This window comes from Enterobacter wuhouensis (assembly GCF_035835995.1).
GTDB classification, from domain to species: Bacteria; Pseudomonadota; Gammaproteobacteria; order Enterobacterales; family Enterobacteriaceae; genus Enterobacter; species Enterobacter wuhouensis.
Genome location: NZ_CP142124.1, coordinates 1,629,093 through 1,645,282 on the forward strand (window position 1 = coordinate 1,629,093; position 16,190 = coordinate 1,645,282).

15 protein-coding genes are annotated in these 16,190 nt (G+C 57.8%); 13 read left to right on the top strand and 2 right to left on the bottom strand.

The window, feature by feature from the left end:
* Positions 1-11: 11 nt before the first annotated feature.
* From gspE to VPX56_RS07860, 13 genes are all read left to right on the top strand, one after another.
* Positions 12-1,490, top strand: a complete 1,479-nt coding sequence (gene gspE, locus VPX56_RS07800) for a type II secretion system ATPase GspE (protein ID WP_263609126.1) — start codon at positions 12-14, stop codon at positions 1,488-1,490.
* Positions 1,490-2,698, top strand: a complete 1,209-nt coding sequence (gspF, locus tag VPX56_RS07805) for a type II secretion system inner membrane protein GspF (protein WP_326470930.1) — start codon at positions 1,490-1,492, stop codon at positions 2,696-2,698. Before gspE ends, gspF begins: the two co-directional genes overlap by 1 nt.
* A 3-nt stretch (positions 2,699-2,701) precedes the next feature.
* The gene (gspG, locus tag VPX56_RS07810) at positions 2,702-3,151 is read left to right on the top strand and encodes a type II secretion system major pseudopilin GspG (protein ID WP_326470932.1); all 450 of its coding nucleotides are present in this window, start codon (positions 2,702-2,704) and stop codon (positions 3,149-3,151) included.
* Positions 3,151-3,636: a type II secretion system minor pseudopilin GspH gene (gene gspH, locus VPX56_RS07815; RefSeq protein ID WP_326470934.1), complete on the top strand. Its 486-nt coding sequence runs from the start codon at positions 3,151-3,153 to the stop codon at positions 3,634-3,636. Before gspG ends, gspH begins: the two co-directional genes overlap by 1 nt.
* Positions 3,629-4,009, top strand: coding sequence for a type II secretion system minor pseudopilin GspI (gene gspI / locus VPX56_RS07820; protein ID WP_326470935.1), 381 nt, complete (start codon positions 3,629-3,631; stop codon positions 4,007-4,009). Before gspH ends, gspI begins: the two co-directional genes overlap by 8 nt.
* Positions 4,006-4,629 carry a type II secretion system minor pseudopilin GspJ gene (gene gspJ / locus VPX56_RS07825; RefSeq protein ID WP_326470937.1) on the top strand — a complete coding sequence of 208 codons (624 nt, stop codon included), beginning with the start codon at positions 4,006-4,008 and terminating at the stop codon, positions 4,627-4,629. The genes gspI and gspJ overlap by 4 nt, the downstream gene beginning before the upstream one ends.
* A complete protein-coding gene (gspK, locus tag VPX56_RS07830; protein WP_326470939.1) occupies positions 4,626-5,636 on the top strand; it encodes a type II secretion system minor pseudopilin GspK in 1,011 nt (336 codons plus the stop codon). Before gspJ ends, gspK begins: the two co-directional genes overlap by 4 nt.
* A 15-nt stretch (positions 5,637-5,651) precedes the next feature.
* On the top strand, positions 5,652-6,785 hold the full coding sequence (gene gspL / locus VPX56_RS07835) for a type II secretion system protein GspL (RefSeq protein WP_326470941.1): 1,134 nt from the start codon (positions 5,652-5,654) through the stop codon (positions 6,783-6,785).
* Positions 6,782-7,267, top strand: coding sequence for a type II secretion system protein M (locus VPX56_RS07840; RefSeq protein ID WP_263609133.1), 486 nt, complete (start codon positions 6,782-6,784; stop codon positions 7,265-7,267). Before gspL ends, VPX56_RS07840 begins: the two co-directional genes overlap by 4 nt.
* A complete protein-coding gene (locus VPX56_RS07845) occupies positions 7,264-8,061 on the top strand; it encodes a prepilin peptidase (RefSeq protein WP_326470943.1) in 798 nt (265 codons plus the stop codon). Before VPX56_RS07840 ends, VPX56_RS07845 begins: the two co-directional genes overlap by 4 nt.
* Positions 8,062-8,317: 256 nt before the next feature.
* Positions 8,318-11,023 (top strand): glycosyl hydrolase family 18 protein, encoded by a 2,706-nt coding sequence (locus tag VPX56_RS07850; protein WP_326470945.1) that lies wholly within the window; start codon positions 8,318-8,320, stop codon positions 11,021-11,023.
* 109 nt (positions 11,024-11,132) lie between these two features.
* On the top strand, positions 11,133-11,573 hold the full coding sequence (gene iagB / locus VPX56_RS07855; RefSeq protein WP_263609136.1) for a type III secretion system invasion protein IagB: 441 nt from the start codon (positions 11,133-11,135) through the stop codon (positions 11,571-11,573).
* Positions 11,574-11,707: 134 nt separating this feature from the next.
* Complete coding sequence (locus tag VPX56_RS07860) at positions 11,708-13,522, top strand: glycoside hydrolase family 19 protein (protein ID WP_326470947.1); 1,815 nt, start codon at positions 11,708-11,710, stop codon at positions 13,520-13,522.
* Between the two features lie 120 nt (positions 13,523-13,642).
* On the opposite strand, the gene VPX56_RS07865 is transcribed toward VPX56_RS07860, so the two are convergent.
* Positions 13,643-14,656 carry an NAD-dependent epimerase/dehydratase family protein gene (locus VPX56_RS07865; RefSeq protein WP_131632848.1) on the bottom strand — a complete coding sequence of 338 codons (1,014 nt, stop codon included), beginning with the start codon at positions 14,654-14,656 and terminating at the stop codon, positions 13,643-13,645.
* Between the two features lie 92 nt (positions 14,657-14,748).
* Positions 14,749-16,185, bottom strand: a complete 1,437-nt coding sequence (locus VPX56_RS07870; protein ID WP_326470949.1) for an SDR family oxidoreductase — start codon at positions 16,183-16,185, stop codon at positions 14,749-14,751.
* Between the last annotated feature and the right edge of the window lie 5 nt (positions 16,186-16,190).

A 16,190-nucleotide genomic window follows, 5' to 3' on the forward strand; every position in this document is an offset into this window, starting at 1 on the left:
GAGGGGCAAACGTGGACGAACTGAGTAAAGCGCTGTGCAGCAGCAGCTACGCAAAAGATAACGGCGTTCTGTTTTACAACAATGACGTCTATATCCGTGAAGATACCCCGGCATCTGCACTGCTGGAGGTGCGCCGGGTGCTGGGACGCGCGTTCGTCCCGGTCACCCTGGCGCCGGAAGCCTTTGACGAGCTGCTGGCCAAAATCTGGCAGCAGAGCAGCGGCGTGTCGCAGCAGCTGGTGGACGACATGGACGCGGATATCGATCTGATGGCGTTAACCGAGGAGATCCCGGACAACGAGGATCTGCTCGATAACGACGAAAACTCCCCGGTGATCCGCCTGATCAACGCCATTCTCGGCGAAGCGGTGAAAGACGGCGCGTCGGATATCCATATTGAAACCTTCGAGCGCACGCTGAGCATCCGTTTTCGCGTTGACGGCGTGCTGCGCCCGGTGCTGCAGCCGGCGCGTAAGCTCGCGCCGCTGCTGGTGTCGCGCATCAAGGTGATGTCAAAACTCGACATCGCCGAAAAGCGTCTGCCGCAGGATGGCCGCATCTCCCTGCGCATTGGCCGCAAGGCGATCGACGTTCGCGTGTCGACCATTCCGTCCCAGTACGGCGAGCGCGTGGTCATGCGCCTGCTCGACAAAAGCAACCTGAAGCCCGACATCAACAAGCTGGGCCTGATTGATGAAGAGCTGGAGAAGTTAAAAGGGCTGATTGACCGCCCGCACGGCATCATCCTGGTCACCGGGCCGACAGGTTCCGGTAAAAGTACCACCCTGTACGCCATTCTTTCGGCGCTGAACGGCCACGAGCGCAACATCCTGACCGTTGAAGACCCGATTGAATACGAGCTGGAAGGGGTGGGGCAGACGCAGGTTAACCCGCGCGTGGACATGACCTTTGCCCGCGGGCTGCGCGCCATTCTGCGTCAGGACCCGGACGTGGTGATGATCGGGGAAATCCGTGACGGTGAAACCGCGCAAATTGCGGTGCAGGCGTCGCTCACCGGTCACCTGGTCATGTCTACGCTGCACACCAACAGCGCCGCAGGGGCGATAACCCGCCTGCGGGATATGGGGCTGGAGTCCTTTTTAATCGGTTCATCGTTGCTCGGTGTCATTGCCCAGCGTCTGGTGCGTCGGCTGTGTAGCCACTGCCGTACCACCAGTCCGCTGGACGCCAATGAAAAAGCGCTGTTCAGCTTTATGGACGCACCGCCCAAAGCGATCTATCGCGCGGTGGGCTGCGAGCACTGCCGCCAGAGCGGCTATCAGGGCCGCGCCGGTATCCATGAATTCCTGGTGGTGGACAGCACCATGCGCCGCGCCATTCATGAAGATAAGGACGAAATGTCCATCGAAACGCAGCTCTTTAAGCAGGCCTACAGCCTGCGTGAAAACGGGCTGCTGAAGGTGATTAGCGGCGTAACCTCTCTGGAAGAGGTGATGCGCGTTACCGCCGAGCGCGGGGGGGATGCGTAATGGCCTTCTACGCCTGGACGGCGACGGACGCGGCGGGCAAAACCCAGCGCGGCACCCTGCAGGCCGAGGGGCAAAAGCAGGTTCGCCAGATGCTTCGCGAGCAAAAGCTAATGCCCGTCAGCATCACCGAAACCCGCGAGGCGGCGGCGTCCGGTAAGGCAAAGACCGGGGCAAAGCTCTCCACGCCGGTGCTGTCGATGTTTACCCGCCAGCTCTCGACGCTGGTCAACGCCGCGCTGCCGCTGGAGAGCGCGCTGAAGGCGATCTCAAAGCAGACCGAAGACAAAAAGCTGGCGGCAATGGTCGTGGAAATCCGCGAGAAGGTGGTGGAAGGGCACACGCTCTTTGACGCCTTCAGCCAGTTTCCGCGTACCTTCGACAAGCTCTACTGCACGCTGGTAATGGCCGGGGAAAAGACCGGCCATCTCGGCGATGTGCTGGAGAAGCTGGCGGAGTACAACGAGCAGCGCCAGAAGATGAAAAGCAAGCTGACGCAGGCGATGGTCTACCCGATTACGTTAACCGTGGTCGCTATCGCGGTGATCAGCATTCTGCTGGTGGCGGTGGTGCCGCAGGTGATCGAGCAGTTCACCCACATGAAGCAGCAGCTGCCGATCACCACCCGCACGCTGATTGCGGTGAGCGATTTCCTGCAGGCGTACGGCATTTATATTGTGGGCATCCTTGGCGGTGGGTTTGTCGGTTTCAAAACCTGGCTCAGAAATGCCAAAAACCGTTTTCGCTGGAACCGCTGGCTGGTAAACGGTTCGCCGATTAAAAAGCTGGGGTGCGCCATCAACAGCGCCCGCTACATCCGCACCCTGAGCATTCTGCAGGCTAGCAGCGTGCCGCTGCTGGAGGGGATGTATATCGCGATGGACGGTATCGAAAACCTCTACGCCCGGCAGGTGCTGGAGCAGGCCGCGGATACCGTGCGCCAGGGGGCATCGCTTTACGCGGCGCTGGAGCAGGCGAAGTTATTCCCGCCGACCATGCTGTACATGATTGCCTCTGGCGAAGAGAGCGGGGAATTAGGCAATTTAATGGACCGCGCGGCGGAAAACCAGGAATCGGCATTACAACATCGCATTACGTTAACGCTGTCAGTATTTGAACCGGCGCTGGTGGTCTCCATGGCGACGATTGTTTTATTCATCGTGCTGTCAATATTACAACCGCTTCTGCAACTTAATAATATGGTAGGTTAAATCATGGCTATAAAAAGAAAACACCTGGCTCGCCAGGCGGGCTTCACGCTGCTCGAATTAATGGTGGTGATCGTTATTCTCGGCGTTTTAGCGAGTATGGTGGTGCCAAACTTAATGGGCAATAAAGAAAAAGCGGATACGCAAAAAGCGACCAGCGATATTGTCGCGCTCGAAGGCTCGCTGGATATGTACAAGCTGGATAACCACCGCTACCCGACCACCGAACAGGGGATGCAGGCGCTGGTGACCAAGCCTGAGATCGCGCCTATTCCGAACGGCTACCGCGCCGACGGCTATATCCGCCGCCTGCCGCAGGACCCGTGGGGCGGGGATTACATTCTGGTCAGTCCGGGTGAACACGGTGCCGTAGACGTATTCTCTGCCGGTCCGGACGGTGAAGCTAATACCGCCGACGATATTACGAACTGGTCTTTAGATAAGAACGAGAAATAATGAAACATCAACGCGGCTTTACGTTGCTGGAAATTATTCTGGCGCTGGTGATATTTGCCAGCTGCGCCATGATGGTGGTGTCAACAATACCCTCGCGCAGCGGTGCGGATATATTTGGCCAGCAATTGAAAGCCCTCGTTGATTATGGTTCAGACCGTGCGGTAATGGACGGGAATATCGTGGGGCTGGTCATCACAACGAATAGCTATCAGTTGGTGACGCTCGAGGATAAAAACGGCGAGCGCCGCTGGGCGCCGTTATCCGCGGGCCGCATTACCACTAAAGGTGATTTCCCGGAGGAGATGCACGTTTCGCTCTCGCCCCAGCGTCTTGCCGCCACGGTGGCGTCCGAGCCGCAGGTGCTCTTTTTGCCGGACGGTGAAATCAGCCGCTTTACGCTCACGCTGCAAAGCTACGACAAACAGCACCATTTCCGCGTGGTGTCGCAGGGCGCGGCCCCGGTATCGGTAGAGAACGATGGCTAAAGGCAAGGCTAAGCAAACGGGCATGACCCTGCTGGAGGTGATGGTCGCGCTGGTGATCTTCTCCACCGCCGCGCTGGCGCTGATGAACTCGGTCTCCCTGAACGTGCGGTTTACCCACGGTCTGGCAGATACGCTGCAGGCGAGCTGGGTAGCCGAGAACCAGCTGGCAGAAGCGCAGCTCACGAAAACCGATTTCCCGGATGCAGAGCAGCAGGGAACCGAAATCATGGGCGGGCGCAGCTGGGACTGGCGCAAGCAGCGGGTTAAAACCGCTCACAACGGCTGGGCGAATGCGATCCGCGTGTATGCGGAAGGCGATGAAAGCCAGCCGGTTATTTCGCTGGAGATCATTCCGCCGGGAGAAAGCAAGTGAAGAACACCCGACGCCAGCGCGGATTTACCCTGCTGGAGATCATGATTGCGCTGACCATCTTTGCGGTGATCAGCACCCTGGCCTGGCAAATTCTGGACGGCGCGATGCGCACCAGTTCAGCCACCGATGCCAGCGCGGCAAAGCTTAACCAGCTGCAGCGCGCCTGGAGCCTGATGGAGCGTGATTTCTACCAGCTGCAGGCGCGCGCGCCGCGCAACGAGCCGGATCTGTTTCGCGAGAGCGACGATGCCGTTGAGTTAACCACGCTGAACGGCGTGAGCGGCACGGTGCAGCTGGAGCGCGTGCGCTGGCGGCTTGAAGAGGGGCGGCTGTTTCGCGACGTCTGGCCGATGATTGACGGCCCGGCGGACGCCAGACCCGACGACGTGCCGATTGTCAGCGACGTGAAATCGCTGGAGTGGCGCTTTTACCGCCAGGGCTGGCAGAAAAGCTGGAGCGATCCGGCCCATCTGCCGGACGGCGTAGAGATGACGTTGACCATGAAAAACGGCGATACCTGGCGCTGGGTGTTTACCACACCGGGCGATCTGCCTGAGGCCGCTGCGCCAGCGCCGGAGGCCACGCCCGCGCCGCCGCTGACGCCGGAAGTGAAGCCATGAGCCAGTTAAAGAAACAGAAAGGCGTTGCCCTGCTGGTGGTGCTGATCCTGCTGGTCATGATGTCGGCGCTGGCCGCCAAAATCAGCCAGCAGTTCTGCCGCAACCTGCAGAAAACCTATTATCAGGTCAGCCAGCAGCAGCTTCGCTGGGCGATGCAGGCGCAGGAGAAGGTGGTCAAGGATCGGCTGCAAAACGACGCCAGCGGCGAAAGCAAAGCGCTCGCGCCCGATGGCGACTGGCACCAGCCGCTGGAAACCCAGGGCGAGGATTATACGGTGGTGAGCCAGGTTGAGGACGCGCAGAACTGCTTTAACGTCAACAACCTGCTGGCCGCTGAGAAAACAGCGAAGGCGCCTGATGCGCCTGCCGTCGTGGAAAAACCGCGCAAGCAGCAGATTGTTGAACAGCTTCTGACCGACAGCGGCGTAAGCCATGCCGCGGCAGAAGAGGTCTATCTCCAGCTGGTGGATTATCTCGACGGCGATACCACGACGGCGAAAGAGGGCGCGGAGACGGATGCCTGGGCAGGCGTGGTGCCCGCCCGGCAGCCGGCGAATCAGATGATGCGAACGCTTGCCGAGATCAGGCAGCTGCCTGCGTTTCCGGCTGCCGCTTACCCGAAGGTGAGCAAGCTGTTATGTGCATTACCGGACACCGCCAGCAAGGTGGATGTGAATACCCTGAAACCGGAGCAGGCCGCCTTACTGGCCGCCCTGTTCCCGGGAAAACTCACCGAAGATGATGCCGTTCGCCTGATTGATGCGCGTCCGGAAGGGGGCTGGGAGGATATGGAAACCTTCAGCAAGGTGCTGGAGCAGACCTTCCCGCAGTTAAAAGATGAACTTCCGCAGGTGGCCGAGCTGTTATCGATCAATAGCCGCTACTTCCGCGTGAACTACACCGGCAATACCGATGAATTAACGCTTCGCGTGGTGAGCCAGCTTCAGGTCAGTAACGAAGCGGGTGAGATCGTGACGTGGCAACGTCGTTACCGAATGAGTGAATAAGAAAAGTAGAACGCTATGAAACAGGTCCTTTTTGTTCGTCCCGACAGCCGCGAGGGCGGGAAAATAATGTGGTGTGAGTCCGGCAGCCAGCAGGTTGGCGTGCTTGAGAACCTCGACGCGCTGGCGGACCACCCGCTTGCCGCCCGCGTCTGTTTACTGCTGCCCGCCAGCAATATGATCTTTCGCCACTTTACGCTGCCGAAAAAAGTGGCCTCGCAGGCGATGGCGTTCTCGTGGATGGCCGAGGAGACGCTGATTGGCGACGTTGATAACCTTCACTGGACGGTGCTCAACAAAAAGGGCGCCGAGGTCGATGCCGTCGCGATCGACGCCAGCGTCCTACGCGGCTGGTTAAACCGTCTTCAGGAGGCCGGGCTAAAAGTCATTCAGGCGCTACCGGATGCCTGGCTGCTGCCGGTGACGGCTGGCGGCAGCACGCTTGTCGCGCAGGATGAGAGCTACTGGCTGCGTTTATCCCCGCATACCGCCGGGGAAATGGAGGCGAGCCTGCTGCCGCTGCTGATGCACAAAGCGGGTGGAGGTGAAGTGTGCTGCTATGGCGATGCGCCGGACGGCGTCAGCGTGGACGTCCTGCACCCCTGGCAGCATCCGCTGGTACTCATCCAGCCCCGGTGGCAGGGCTGTCGCGTCAACGTGCTGCACGGTGAATTTAGCCCGAAGGCGGGGAACGGTCGGGCAGCCAAAGGCCTGAAGGCGGCGATGGTGACGGCGGGTCTGTTGTCTCTCGGCCTGCTGCTGGGGCCGCGCATTGCGATGGCCTGGATGCTGGTTCAACAGGAAAATCAGGTCCAGCAGGAAATCGTGCAGGTTTACCAGCACCATTTCCCCAGCATGCGCCATCAGACCAACATCAAATATCACTTTGGCCAGAACATGAAGAAACAGGCTAAAGGCGTGTTCCTCCAGCTTGATGAGCTTGAAAAGGCCAGACAGTCGGTTCCGGCAATGGAAATTAATCTGTTTGAATTTGATAGCGCCGAGGGCGCGTTAACCCTGAGCGTGAGTGCCCAAAACGCGCAGGCATTACAGGAATTTATTCGCCAGGCCAGTCCGAACTTTGAATTATCGTTGCAGCCAATTTCGAAGGACGCGCCTTATACCGCTATGATCGCAGGGAAATATAAATGAAAGAGAAAGTGTTGCAGCTCAAGGCGCGTTATCAGAATTACAGTGCGCGAGAAAAAACCATATTAAAAGCGTGTGCTGCGGCGCTGTGCTGTGCCGCAATTTATTACGGTGGGATGCTTCCCCTGGATAATATGATTAAAAATAGCCAAATGACCCTTAAGCGACAAACGGAAACATTAAGCTGGATGGAGGCGGAAATTGATAAAAACCACCTCCCGGTAATGCAGGTGAAAACCGATAATCCCCGCAGCGTCGTTGAAAATAGCGCACATGAGATTAATTTAACGCTGACCGACGTGCGTCAGGATGGTCAGACGCTGGCGTTCGTGGTGAATCGGGTCAACGTTTATGAATTAAAAAACTGGCTGCGGGAGATGAACCTGGCATCCGGGGTCAGGCTGGAGAAGATGAACCTCACGCCGGTGGACCACCTTAGCGACGTGAAAGCGGAGATCCAGCTGACCTGGAAAAAAGTGGTATGAACGCCCTGATGCTTGTCAGGGAGAGCTATCCCGCCGGGTTCGCCGTCATGAGCGGCGTCTTCGGGGCAATCATCGGCAGTTTCCTGGGCGTGGTTGCGGATCGCGTTCCGGGCATGGTGATGGAGGAGGAGGGGAGCGGTAATTTGCTCTTTCCGGCCTCGCACTGCCCGGCGTGCCAGCACAGGCTTGCCGTCTGGGAGAATATCCCGCTGGTCAGCTGGCTTTGCCTGCGCGGTCGCTGCAGCCGGTGCGGCAGCGCTATTCCTCTCAGCGTATGGTTGGTCGAACTTTTTAGCGGGCTGTTTTTTGGCGTCACCGCCTGGTGTATGCCCAACCTCGAGACGCTGCTCGCCCTGTGGCTGTTGGCCGCATTTTTACTGCCTCTGGCGATGATCGACTGGCAGCACCAGCTGCTGCCGGACTGCCTGACGCAGCCGCTGCTGTGGGCGGGGTTATTAATCCATGCTATGGGAACGTCGTTGCCCTTACGCGACGCCCTGTTTGGCGCGGTGGCCGGCTATCTGTCGCTTTGGCTGCTCTACTGGGCGTTTCGCCTGTGCACCGGACGCGAAGGGCTGGGATACGGTGATTTTAAGCTGCTGGCGGCGTTAGGCGCCTGGTGCGGCTGGCAGGCATTACCCTCGCTGGAATTAATCGCTGCGCTAGGCGGTATTATCGGCTATTTCGCGTTAAATAATTTAAATAAAAATAACCTCACTATTTCTTTCGGACCTTACCTCTCATTTGCTGGAATAGTGGTGTTTATTGGTCAGCAGTTTGCTTTCACATTTTAAATATTTCGGTCAAGTTTTTTTATAAATTTTTTCGACGGTGGAAGAGAAGGACGTCTCTTTGCGCCCTGTGTATCGTAAGGGATATAAGCTACACGGATTTTAGGCTTGTATCTTTTTATGGAGGAATACAACGCAGCAAGAAGTTATTTGGTCACGGCTTTCAGGTTGGTTAAATACGCATTACGCGAAAAGACGCCATGTTCTCATGGAAGACATGGGTTATTAACGTTACGAATAAAATTATCAGGAAATAAAAATGAAATTTATGAAGCCTAAATATCTGGCGCTTTTTGTTGCAGCCGCAACAAGCTCAGTATTTGCAGCGGCACCGGGTACGCCTTCTATTACATCGGGCAATGACAAATTTGCGCTGGTGGAAGTTGATCAGGCGGCGCAGGACTATAACAACCTTATCAAAGTCCATAAAGACGGCGTTGATGTGAAGGTTGAGTGGAACGTCTGGAGCGGCGACGCGCCGACGTCTGCAAAAGTGCTGCTCGATGGCCAGACCGTCTGGACCGGGGCAGGCAGCGCAGCAGGCTCTGCGACCTTTAAGGTGAAAAAGGGCGGCCGTTACCAGGAGCAGGTTGAGCTTTGCAACGACAGCGGCTGCACCAAAAGCGCCAGCAAGCTGATTATCGTTGCGGATACCGACGGTAGCCACCTGCTGCCGCTGAGCACGCCGCTGCTGGAGAACAACAAAACTTTCGCGCAGCACACTGACAAAGTCGTTGGCGCTTACTTCCCGGAGTGGGGCGTGTATGACCGTAACTTCTCTGCGGACAAAATTCCCGTCGCCAACATTAACCACCTGCTGTACGGCTTCATTCCAATCTGCGGCGGCGACGGCATTAACGACAGCGCCAAATCTTCCGGCGCGCTGGAATCCCTGAAGCGCGCCTGCCAGGGCCGTCAGGACTACACCGTGGCGATCCATGACCCGTGGGCTGCGCTGCAGAAACCACAGCAGGGCGTCAGCAACTGGGACGACCCGTACAAAGGCAACTACGGCCAGCTGATGGCGATGAAAAAAGCCCATCCTGACCTGAAAATTCTGCCATCCGTAGGCGGCTGGACCCTGTCGGATCCGTTCTATCAGATGGATAACAAAGTGCTGCGCGACCGCTTCGTTGCGTCCGTGAAGGACTTCCTGACCACCTGGAAAGTGTTCGACGGCGTGGATATCGACTGGGAATTCCCGGGCGGCGGCGGTGAAAACGCCAAGCTGGGCAACCCGCAGACCGATAAAGCGACCTACACCGCCCTGATGCACGACCTGCGCCAGATGCTGAACGAACTCTCTGCAGAAACGGGCCGCACCTACGAGCTGACCACCGCCATCGGCGCGGGCAAAGATAAGATCGAGGACGTGGACTACAACACCGCGCAGCAGTACATCGACCATATCTTCCTGATGGGCTATGACTTCTACGGCGCGTGGAGCAATACCGACCTGGGCCACCAGACGGCGCTGTACGGTGCGTCCTGGAAACCGGACACCAACTACACCACCGACAACGCGGTGAAAGCGATGCTGGAGCAGGGCGTTAAGCCTGGCAAGATCGTGGTGGGTGCAGGCATGTACGGCCGCGGCTGGACCGGCGTTCACGGTTACACCGGCGATAATCCGTTCACCGGCACCGCAACGGGCCCAATCCCGGGTACCTGGGAAAATGGCATCGTTGACTACCGTCAGATTGTGAACCAGATGCTGGGCAAACCAGGCTGGGAATACAAATATGACGAAGCGGCCGAAGCGCCGTACGTCTTTAACAAGTCCACCGGCGAGCTGGTGACGTATGACAACGCCCGCTCGGTGCTGGCGAAAGGCAAATACGTGCTGAACAAAAACCTCGGTGGTCTGTTCGCATGGTCTATCGAGTCTGATAACGGCGATATCCTGAACGCCATGAACGAAGGCCTGCTGGGCGGTAGCTCAACGCCGGTTGAACCGGTTGTAACTAACCATGCGCCAGTGGCCACCGCAGCCGATCAGAACGTGACCGGCCCGGCAACCGTGACGCTGGACGGCTCTGCTTCCAGTGACCAGGACGGCGATGCGCTGACGTACAAATGGACGCAGGTTTCCGGCTCTACCGTCGCCCTCGCGAATAGCACCAAAGCGAAAGCCAGCTTTAGCGTTCCGGCTGTGACAAGCGACCAGAACCTGGTCTTCCGTCTGACCGTGACCGACGCTAAAGGGCTGAGCAACGCTATCGACGTCCAGGTTGTGAACAAAGCGCCGAAAGCCAACCAGGCGCCGGTGATCAATGCCATGGAAGCCGTGACCGTTGAATCCGGTGAATCGATCTCCCTGCATGCGCAGGCCTCCGATCCCGATGGTGACGCGCTGACCTACAGCTGGAGCGTACCGGCTGATATGAACGCAACGGGTACCGATACCGCCAACGTTCGCATCACTGCGCCAGAGGTCAACAATGCCTCTTCCTACACCCTGAGCGTGATTGTGACCGACGGCAAAACCAGCGTGCAGTCTAACGTGCAGGTAACGGTGAATCCGAAGCCAGCAGACGTCACGCCGCCTGCTGATGACGTAACCCCTCCTGCTGACGACGTGACGCCACCCTCTGATGACGTCACTCCGCCGTCTGACGAAGGCACGGCAACCGGCAGCTGCGACGCGCCTGTGGATGCTAACGCCAGCAAATATGCCGCGTGGGATTCCAGCAAAATCTACAACAATGGCGATACCGTGAGCTTCGACCATCTGGTGTGGAAAGCGAAGTACTGGACGCAGGGTAACCAGCCTGGCTTCGGTGCCGAAGCATGGGAACTGGTGAGCAACGTGAAGATGAACTGGCGTTCTGACCTGGTTTACAACGGCGGCGAAACCACCACCTACCAGGGCAACGTTTACCGTGCCAAATGGTGGACCCGTGGTGATAACCCGGCTAGCAGCGACGTATGGGTGAAAGAAGGCGCAGCAACAGACTGCAAATAATCTAACCCGATAAACGCTCACCATTCCCGTCTGGGAGTGGTGAGCAATTCAAAATTCATTTTACAGGATGTGGGTAAGGAGAAATAACCGAAACTGCCAGAGGGTATAAATGAAAAAATTAATTTTGATGTTGTTGATAATAAGCCAAAGCGCACTGGCAAACTGTTGGGATAACGCCGCGCACTATTATCATGTCGATCCCTATTTATTGTACGCGATCGCCAATGTTGAATCGGGAATGAATCCGTATGCGGTGGGGCAAAACCACGATGGCACGCGTGATGTCGGGTTAATGCAGATCAATAGCTCGCACTTTACCGAACTTGAAAGCAGAGGCATCGATGAATATCGGCTGATGACTGAACCCTGTACCTCCATCATGGTCGGGGCATCCATCCTCTCCGGGATGATAAAGGTGTATGGCTATAACTGGGAGGCAGTCGGCGCGTATAACGCCGGATTAAAAAAAGAGAATTATCCGCAGCGAATGGTGTATGCCCACAAGGTCTGGAAAAAATATCAGCAGTTGAAATTAGCGGCGCAATATTAAGGTTTTTTATTTTTGAAGAATTCCTCAAGGGTGTTCTTCGAAAAGTGAAAACCGCTGTCTGTGGTTTATTTATTAATGGATTAATACATAAGCCGGGATTCTATATTTAAACTTCTATTAACAGGAATACTGAAATGAACAAAAGGACGTTACTGAGTGTACTGGTTGCGGGTGCGTGCGTTGCACCGTTTATGGCGCAGGCCGCCTCGCTGCAGGCAACCACCAGCGAGCCGTACACCATGAAAGCCAGCGATCTGGCGAAAAAAGAGAAGGAACTGACCAGCTTCCCGCTGATGGCCTCGGTAAAAGAGACCATCCAGACGCTGGACAATGCGCAGGTAGAAATGATTGAGCCAGGCCGTGCGGCGAACCCGGACAACGTGAAGCGCGTTGAAGGGATCGTGAAGGCCAGCGACTGGGAATACCTGTTCCCGCTGCGCGCGCAGGCGTACACCTATAGCAACTTCCTGAAAGCGGTGGGTAAATTCCCGGCGCTGTGTAAGACCTACAACGACGGTCGCGACAGCGACGCCATCTGCCGTAAAGAGCTGGCAACCATGTTTGCTCACTTTGCGCAGGAAACCGGCGGCCACGAAAGCTGGCGTCCGGAAGGCGAATGGCGTCAGGCGCTGGTTCACGTGCGTGAAATGGGCTGGAGCGAAGGCCAGAAGGGCGGCTATAACGGCGAATGTAACCCGAGCGTCTGGCAGGGGCAGACCTGGCCGTGCGGTAAAGACAAAGACGGTGACTTCCTGAGCTACTTCGGCCGCGGCGCGAAGCAGCTGTCCTACAACTACAACTACGGTCCGTTCTCTGAAGCGATGTACGGCGACGTGCGTACCCTGCTCGACAAACCTGAGCTGGTGGCGGACACCTGGCTGAACCTGGCGAGCGCGATCTTCTTCTTCGCCTACCCGCAGCCGCCAAAACCTAGCATGCTCCAGGTTATCGACGGCACGTGGCAGCCGAACGATCACGATAAGGCCAACGGTCTGGTGCCGGGCTTTGGCGTGACCACCCAGATCATCAACGGCGGCGTAGAGTGCGGCGGCCCGACTGAAATCGCGCAGTCTCAGAACCGTATCAAATACTACAAAGAGTTCGCGAACTATCTGAAGGTGCCTGTTCCGGCAAACGAAGTGCTGGGCTGTGCGAACATGAAGCAGTTCGACGAAGGCGGCGCCGGTGCCCTGAAGATTTACTGGGAACAGGACTGGGGATGGAGCGCGGATACGCCGAGCGGTGAAACCTACTCTTGCCAGCTGGTGGGCTACCAGACGCCATTCAGCGCGTTCAAAGAGGGTGATTACAGCAAGTGCGTGCAGAAGTTCTTCAAGGTTAACATCGTGAACGACGACGGTTCTGCCACCACGCCGGATGAAACCCCGGTAACGCCAGCGCCAACCCCAGCCGAAGATGAAACGCCGGCCCCAACGCCGGATGAAACCCCGGCAGAGCCAGTGATTGCAAACCACGCTCCGGTGGCGCAGATTGCAGGCCCAATCGGTGCCGTTGACGCAGGTGCGCAGGTCTCCCTGAGCGCGGAAGGCTCCACTGACGCAGACGGCAACAAGCTGACCTACACCTGGCGTTCACAGGATGGCCAGACGGTGTCCGGTGAAGACAAAGCGGTTGTGACCTTTACGGCGCCAGAGTCTGCAACGGCTCAGCAGTATGAAGTTAGCCTGACCGTCAGCGACGGCGAGCTGAGCAGCACCACGTCCTATCTCCTGAACGTGAAGGCCAAAGCGGCTACGCCATCTCAGGACGACTCGTCTTATGCGGCGTGGAGCGCGAATAGCAAATATAACGCGGGGGATATTGTGAACAACCACGGTAAGCTGTTCCAGTGCAAACCGTTCCCGTACAGCGGCTGGTGTAACAGCGCCCCGGCATACTATGAACCGGGCGCAGGCCTGGCATGGGCTGATGCCTGGACGGCTCTGTAAAAGCAAACGGCAACCCTCGGGTTGCCGTTTTAGTGTTTGCACCCTCTCCCCAAAGGGGCGAGGGGACAGCACGGTGCAGTTGTAGGCCCGGTAAGGCGAAGCCGCCACCGGGCAAAAAGGCTAGCGATGAAGCTTCCCGTGATCCCGCAGCCACGCCGCCGTGCGCACAATCCCGTCATCCAGCGTCACAATCGGTTTATATCCCAGCTCAGCCTCCGCGCGCGAAATATCCAGCGTGAAATCAAAATTCAGCTTCGACACGCCGTAGTGCGTCAGCGCGGGCTCCCTGGCGGACTTACTGCCAAAGCGCTCCATGCTGCGGGCGATCATATCCAGCATTGGGTAAGGGACGGAACGGATGCGGCAGTCGATCTGCAGCTCGTCAATTAAGCGCTGCACAATGCTGCGCAGGGTGCAGGGTTCGCCGTTGGTGATGTTATAGGCACGGCCTGACACCAGCCTGTCGCTGTCCGGCTGGCTCGCCAACCACATCGCGTGCACGGCGTTTTCGTAGTAGGTCATATCCACCAGCGCATCGCCCCCGCGCGGCAGCAGCACGCTGCCGTAGTGGTGCATCATCTGCGCCAGGCGCGGGATAAATACTTTGTCGTGCGGCCCAAACAGGCTCTGCGGGCGCAGTATGGTAAAACGCGTATGCGGGTTCGACTGTGCCAGCAGGTCGATAACCTCCTCGCTGGCGGCTTTGCTGCGGGCAAATTCGCAGGCAAACCGCGCGGGACGGAAATCTTCCTTAACGTCGCGGTGGTGGTGATAGTCAAAATAGAGCGACGGGGAGGAGATGTGAATAAAGTTACGCACGCCCCAGGCAACCGCCCATTCGCCCAGACGGCGCGTGGCGCGCACGTTGGCGAGGTCAAAGGCTTCCTGGGTTCCCCACGGAGAGGTAAAGCTGGAACAGTGCCACAGCGTATCGATACCGGCGAGCATCACCTTGGCCTGAGAGGAGACCAGCTCCGTCAGGTCGGCATGGACAAATTCTGCGCCCATTTTTTGCAGCAGCTTACCCATCGCTTCGTTGCGACCGGTGGCCCTGACGCTGATGCCTTTGTTGCGCAGAAACTCGACCGCATTTCGGCCTAAGCCGCTGGTCGCCCCGGTAACCAGTACCTTCATATCAATCCACTGTGTTGAAAAGAATTTCGTGCGCATTCTTTCGTGAATTACGACGTGTTGCAATGGGAAAGGTGAAAGAATAAGAGTTTTATTTACTTCTTTTCCGTCTTTTGTTCTGCCAGCTGCGCGATACGTTTTGCCATTCCGCGGAAGATAAACAGGTGGGCGGGGATCATCAACAGCCAGTAGAACAGGCCGGGCATTCCGTGGGGATGCCACCAGGCGCGGACGTCGAGTTCCCGGTGGTCGCCTTTGTCTTTCAGCGTGAAGCAGAGCCGGCCCAGCCCCGGCGCTTTCATGCCGAACAGCAGCGCCAGCTGTTTCTCTGGCTCAACGATAATCACCTTCCAGCTGTCTACCGTATCGCCCACGTTCAGATACGGGGCGGCCGGGCGACCTTTCGCCAGACGATGGCCTACCAGCAGATCGAGCGCGCCGCGCGTCTGCCAGAGAATATTGCCAAAGAAGTAGCGCTCTTTTCCGCCTATCTGGTTGACGACCTCCCACAGGTCTGCAAGGCTTGCGGACGTTTTCACCGTGCAGCCCGCCTGTTTTGGGTAGTAGCCATATTCCGGCCGCCAGCGGGCAAAGGCCTGCGCGTCGTAGCCCCAGTCGCTGGAGTTCACCAGCTTCTCCTCTTCTTTCAGCGTATTGCGTACGGCGTCGTCGAAACGGATCAAATCTTGCGGGATCAGCGCACGCAGTTCGCGATCGTCGGCCAGCAGGTCGTGTTTTAGCCCCTGAATCAGCGCTTTTGCCGTGGTCGGCGGTACCGACGTAATGACGTTTAAAAACCACACCGAGATCCAGCGGGTCGGGAAGGGGACGGGAACCAGCCACCGTCGGCGGCCGCTGACGCGCATAAAATGCTCAAACTGCTCCTGGTAGCTCAGCACTTCCGGGCCAGCGGCTTCCAGCACGCGGTGCTGCTCCGCCGGGTGCTCCAGCAGCGCCACCAGATAGTGGAGCAAGTTCTCCAGCGCAATCGGCGTGGTGCGTGAGCGCACCCAGCGCGGCGGCGTAAGCACCGGCAGGTTATAAACCATATCGCGCATCACTTCGAAGGCGGCGGAACCGGCCCCGACGATGATCCCGGCGCGCAGTTCGGTGACGGGAATGTTCGCGCCGCGCAGGGTATCTGCCGTGAGCTGACGGGCGCGCAGGTGATCGGACTGCTCGCTTTCGGGGGCCTGTAGCGAGCTTAAAAAAATCACCTGCTTCACCGGCGTTTGCAGCAGGGCATCGCGGACGTTCATCGCCACCTGACGCTCGTGGGCGATAAAATCCCCGCCTTCGCCCATGCTGTGCACCAGGTAGTAAAGTGTGTCGACCCCTTCCAGCAGGGCGGGTAGCGCCTTCGGCCAGTTGAGATCGACGTTGTGGCACGTCACGCCCGGCAAACGATGCTTTTGCAGGCGCTCCGTGCTGCGTGCCGCTGCCAGCACCTGATGACCCTGCTGGCTTAACGCTGCGGTGAGATGCTGACCGATATACCCGCTGGCGCCGAGCACCAGAATGCGTTGCGGCACGTGAT

Bases quoted from the DNA above. Each gene is read 5' to 3' on its own strand.
- gspF (WP_326470930.1), top strand. From the start codon at position 1,490: ATGGCCTTCTACGCCTGGACGGCGACGGACGCGGCGGGCAAAACCCAG.
- gspG (WP_326470932.1), top strand. From the start codon at position 2,702: ATGGCTATAAAAAGAAAACACCTGGCTCGCCAGGCGGGCTTCACGCTG.
- gspH (WP_326470934.1), top strand. From the start codon at position 3,151: ATGAAACATCAACGCGGCTTTACGTTGCTGGAAATTATTCTGGCGCTG.
- gspI (WP_326470935.1), top strand. From the start codon at position 3,629: ATGGCTAAAGGCAAGGCTAAGCAAACGGGCATGACCCTGCTGGAGGTG.
- gspK (WP_326470939.1), top strand. From the start codon at position 4,626: ATGAGCCAGTTAAAGAAACAGAAAGGCGTTGCCCTGCTGGTGGTGCTG.
- gspL (WP_326470941.1), top strand. From the start codon at position 5,652: ATGAAACAGGTCCTTTTTGTTCGTCCCGACAGCCGCGAGGGCGGGAAA.
- VPX56_RS07840 (WP_263609133.1), top strand. From the start codon at position 6,782: ATGAAAGAGAAAGTGTTGCAGCTCAAGGCGCGTTATCAGAATTACAGT.
- VPX56_RS07845 (WP_326470943.1), top strand. From the start codon at position 7,264: ATGAACGCCCTGATGCTTGTCAGGGAGAGCTATCCCGCCGGGTTCGCC.
- VPX56_RS07850 (WP_326470945.1), top strand. From the start codon at position 8,318: ATGAAATTTATGAAGCCTAAATATCTGGCGCTTTTTGTTGCAGCCGCA.
- iagB (WP_263609136.1), top strand. From the start codon at position 11,133: ATGAAAAAATTAATTTTGATGTTGTTGATAATAAGCCAAAGCGCACTG.
- VPX56_RS07860 (WP_326470947.1), top strand. From the start codon at position 11,708: ATGAACAAAAGGACGTTACTGAGTGTACTGGTTGCGGGTGCGTGCGTT.
- VPX56_RS07865 (WP_131632848.1), bottom strand. From the start codon at position 14,656: ATGAAGGTACTGGTTACCGGGGCGACCAGCGGCTTAGGCCGAAATGCG.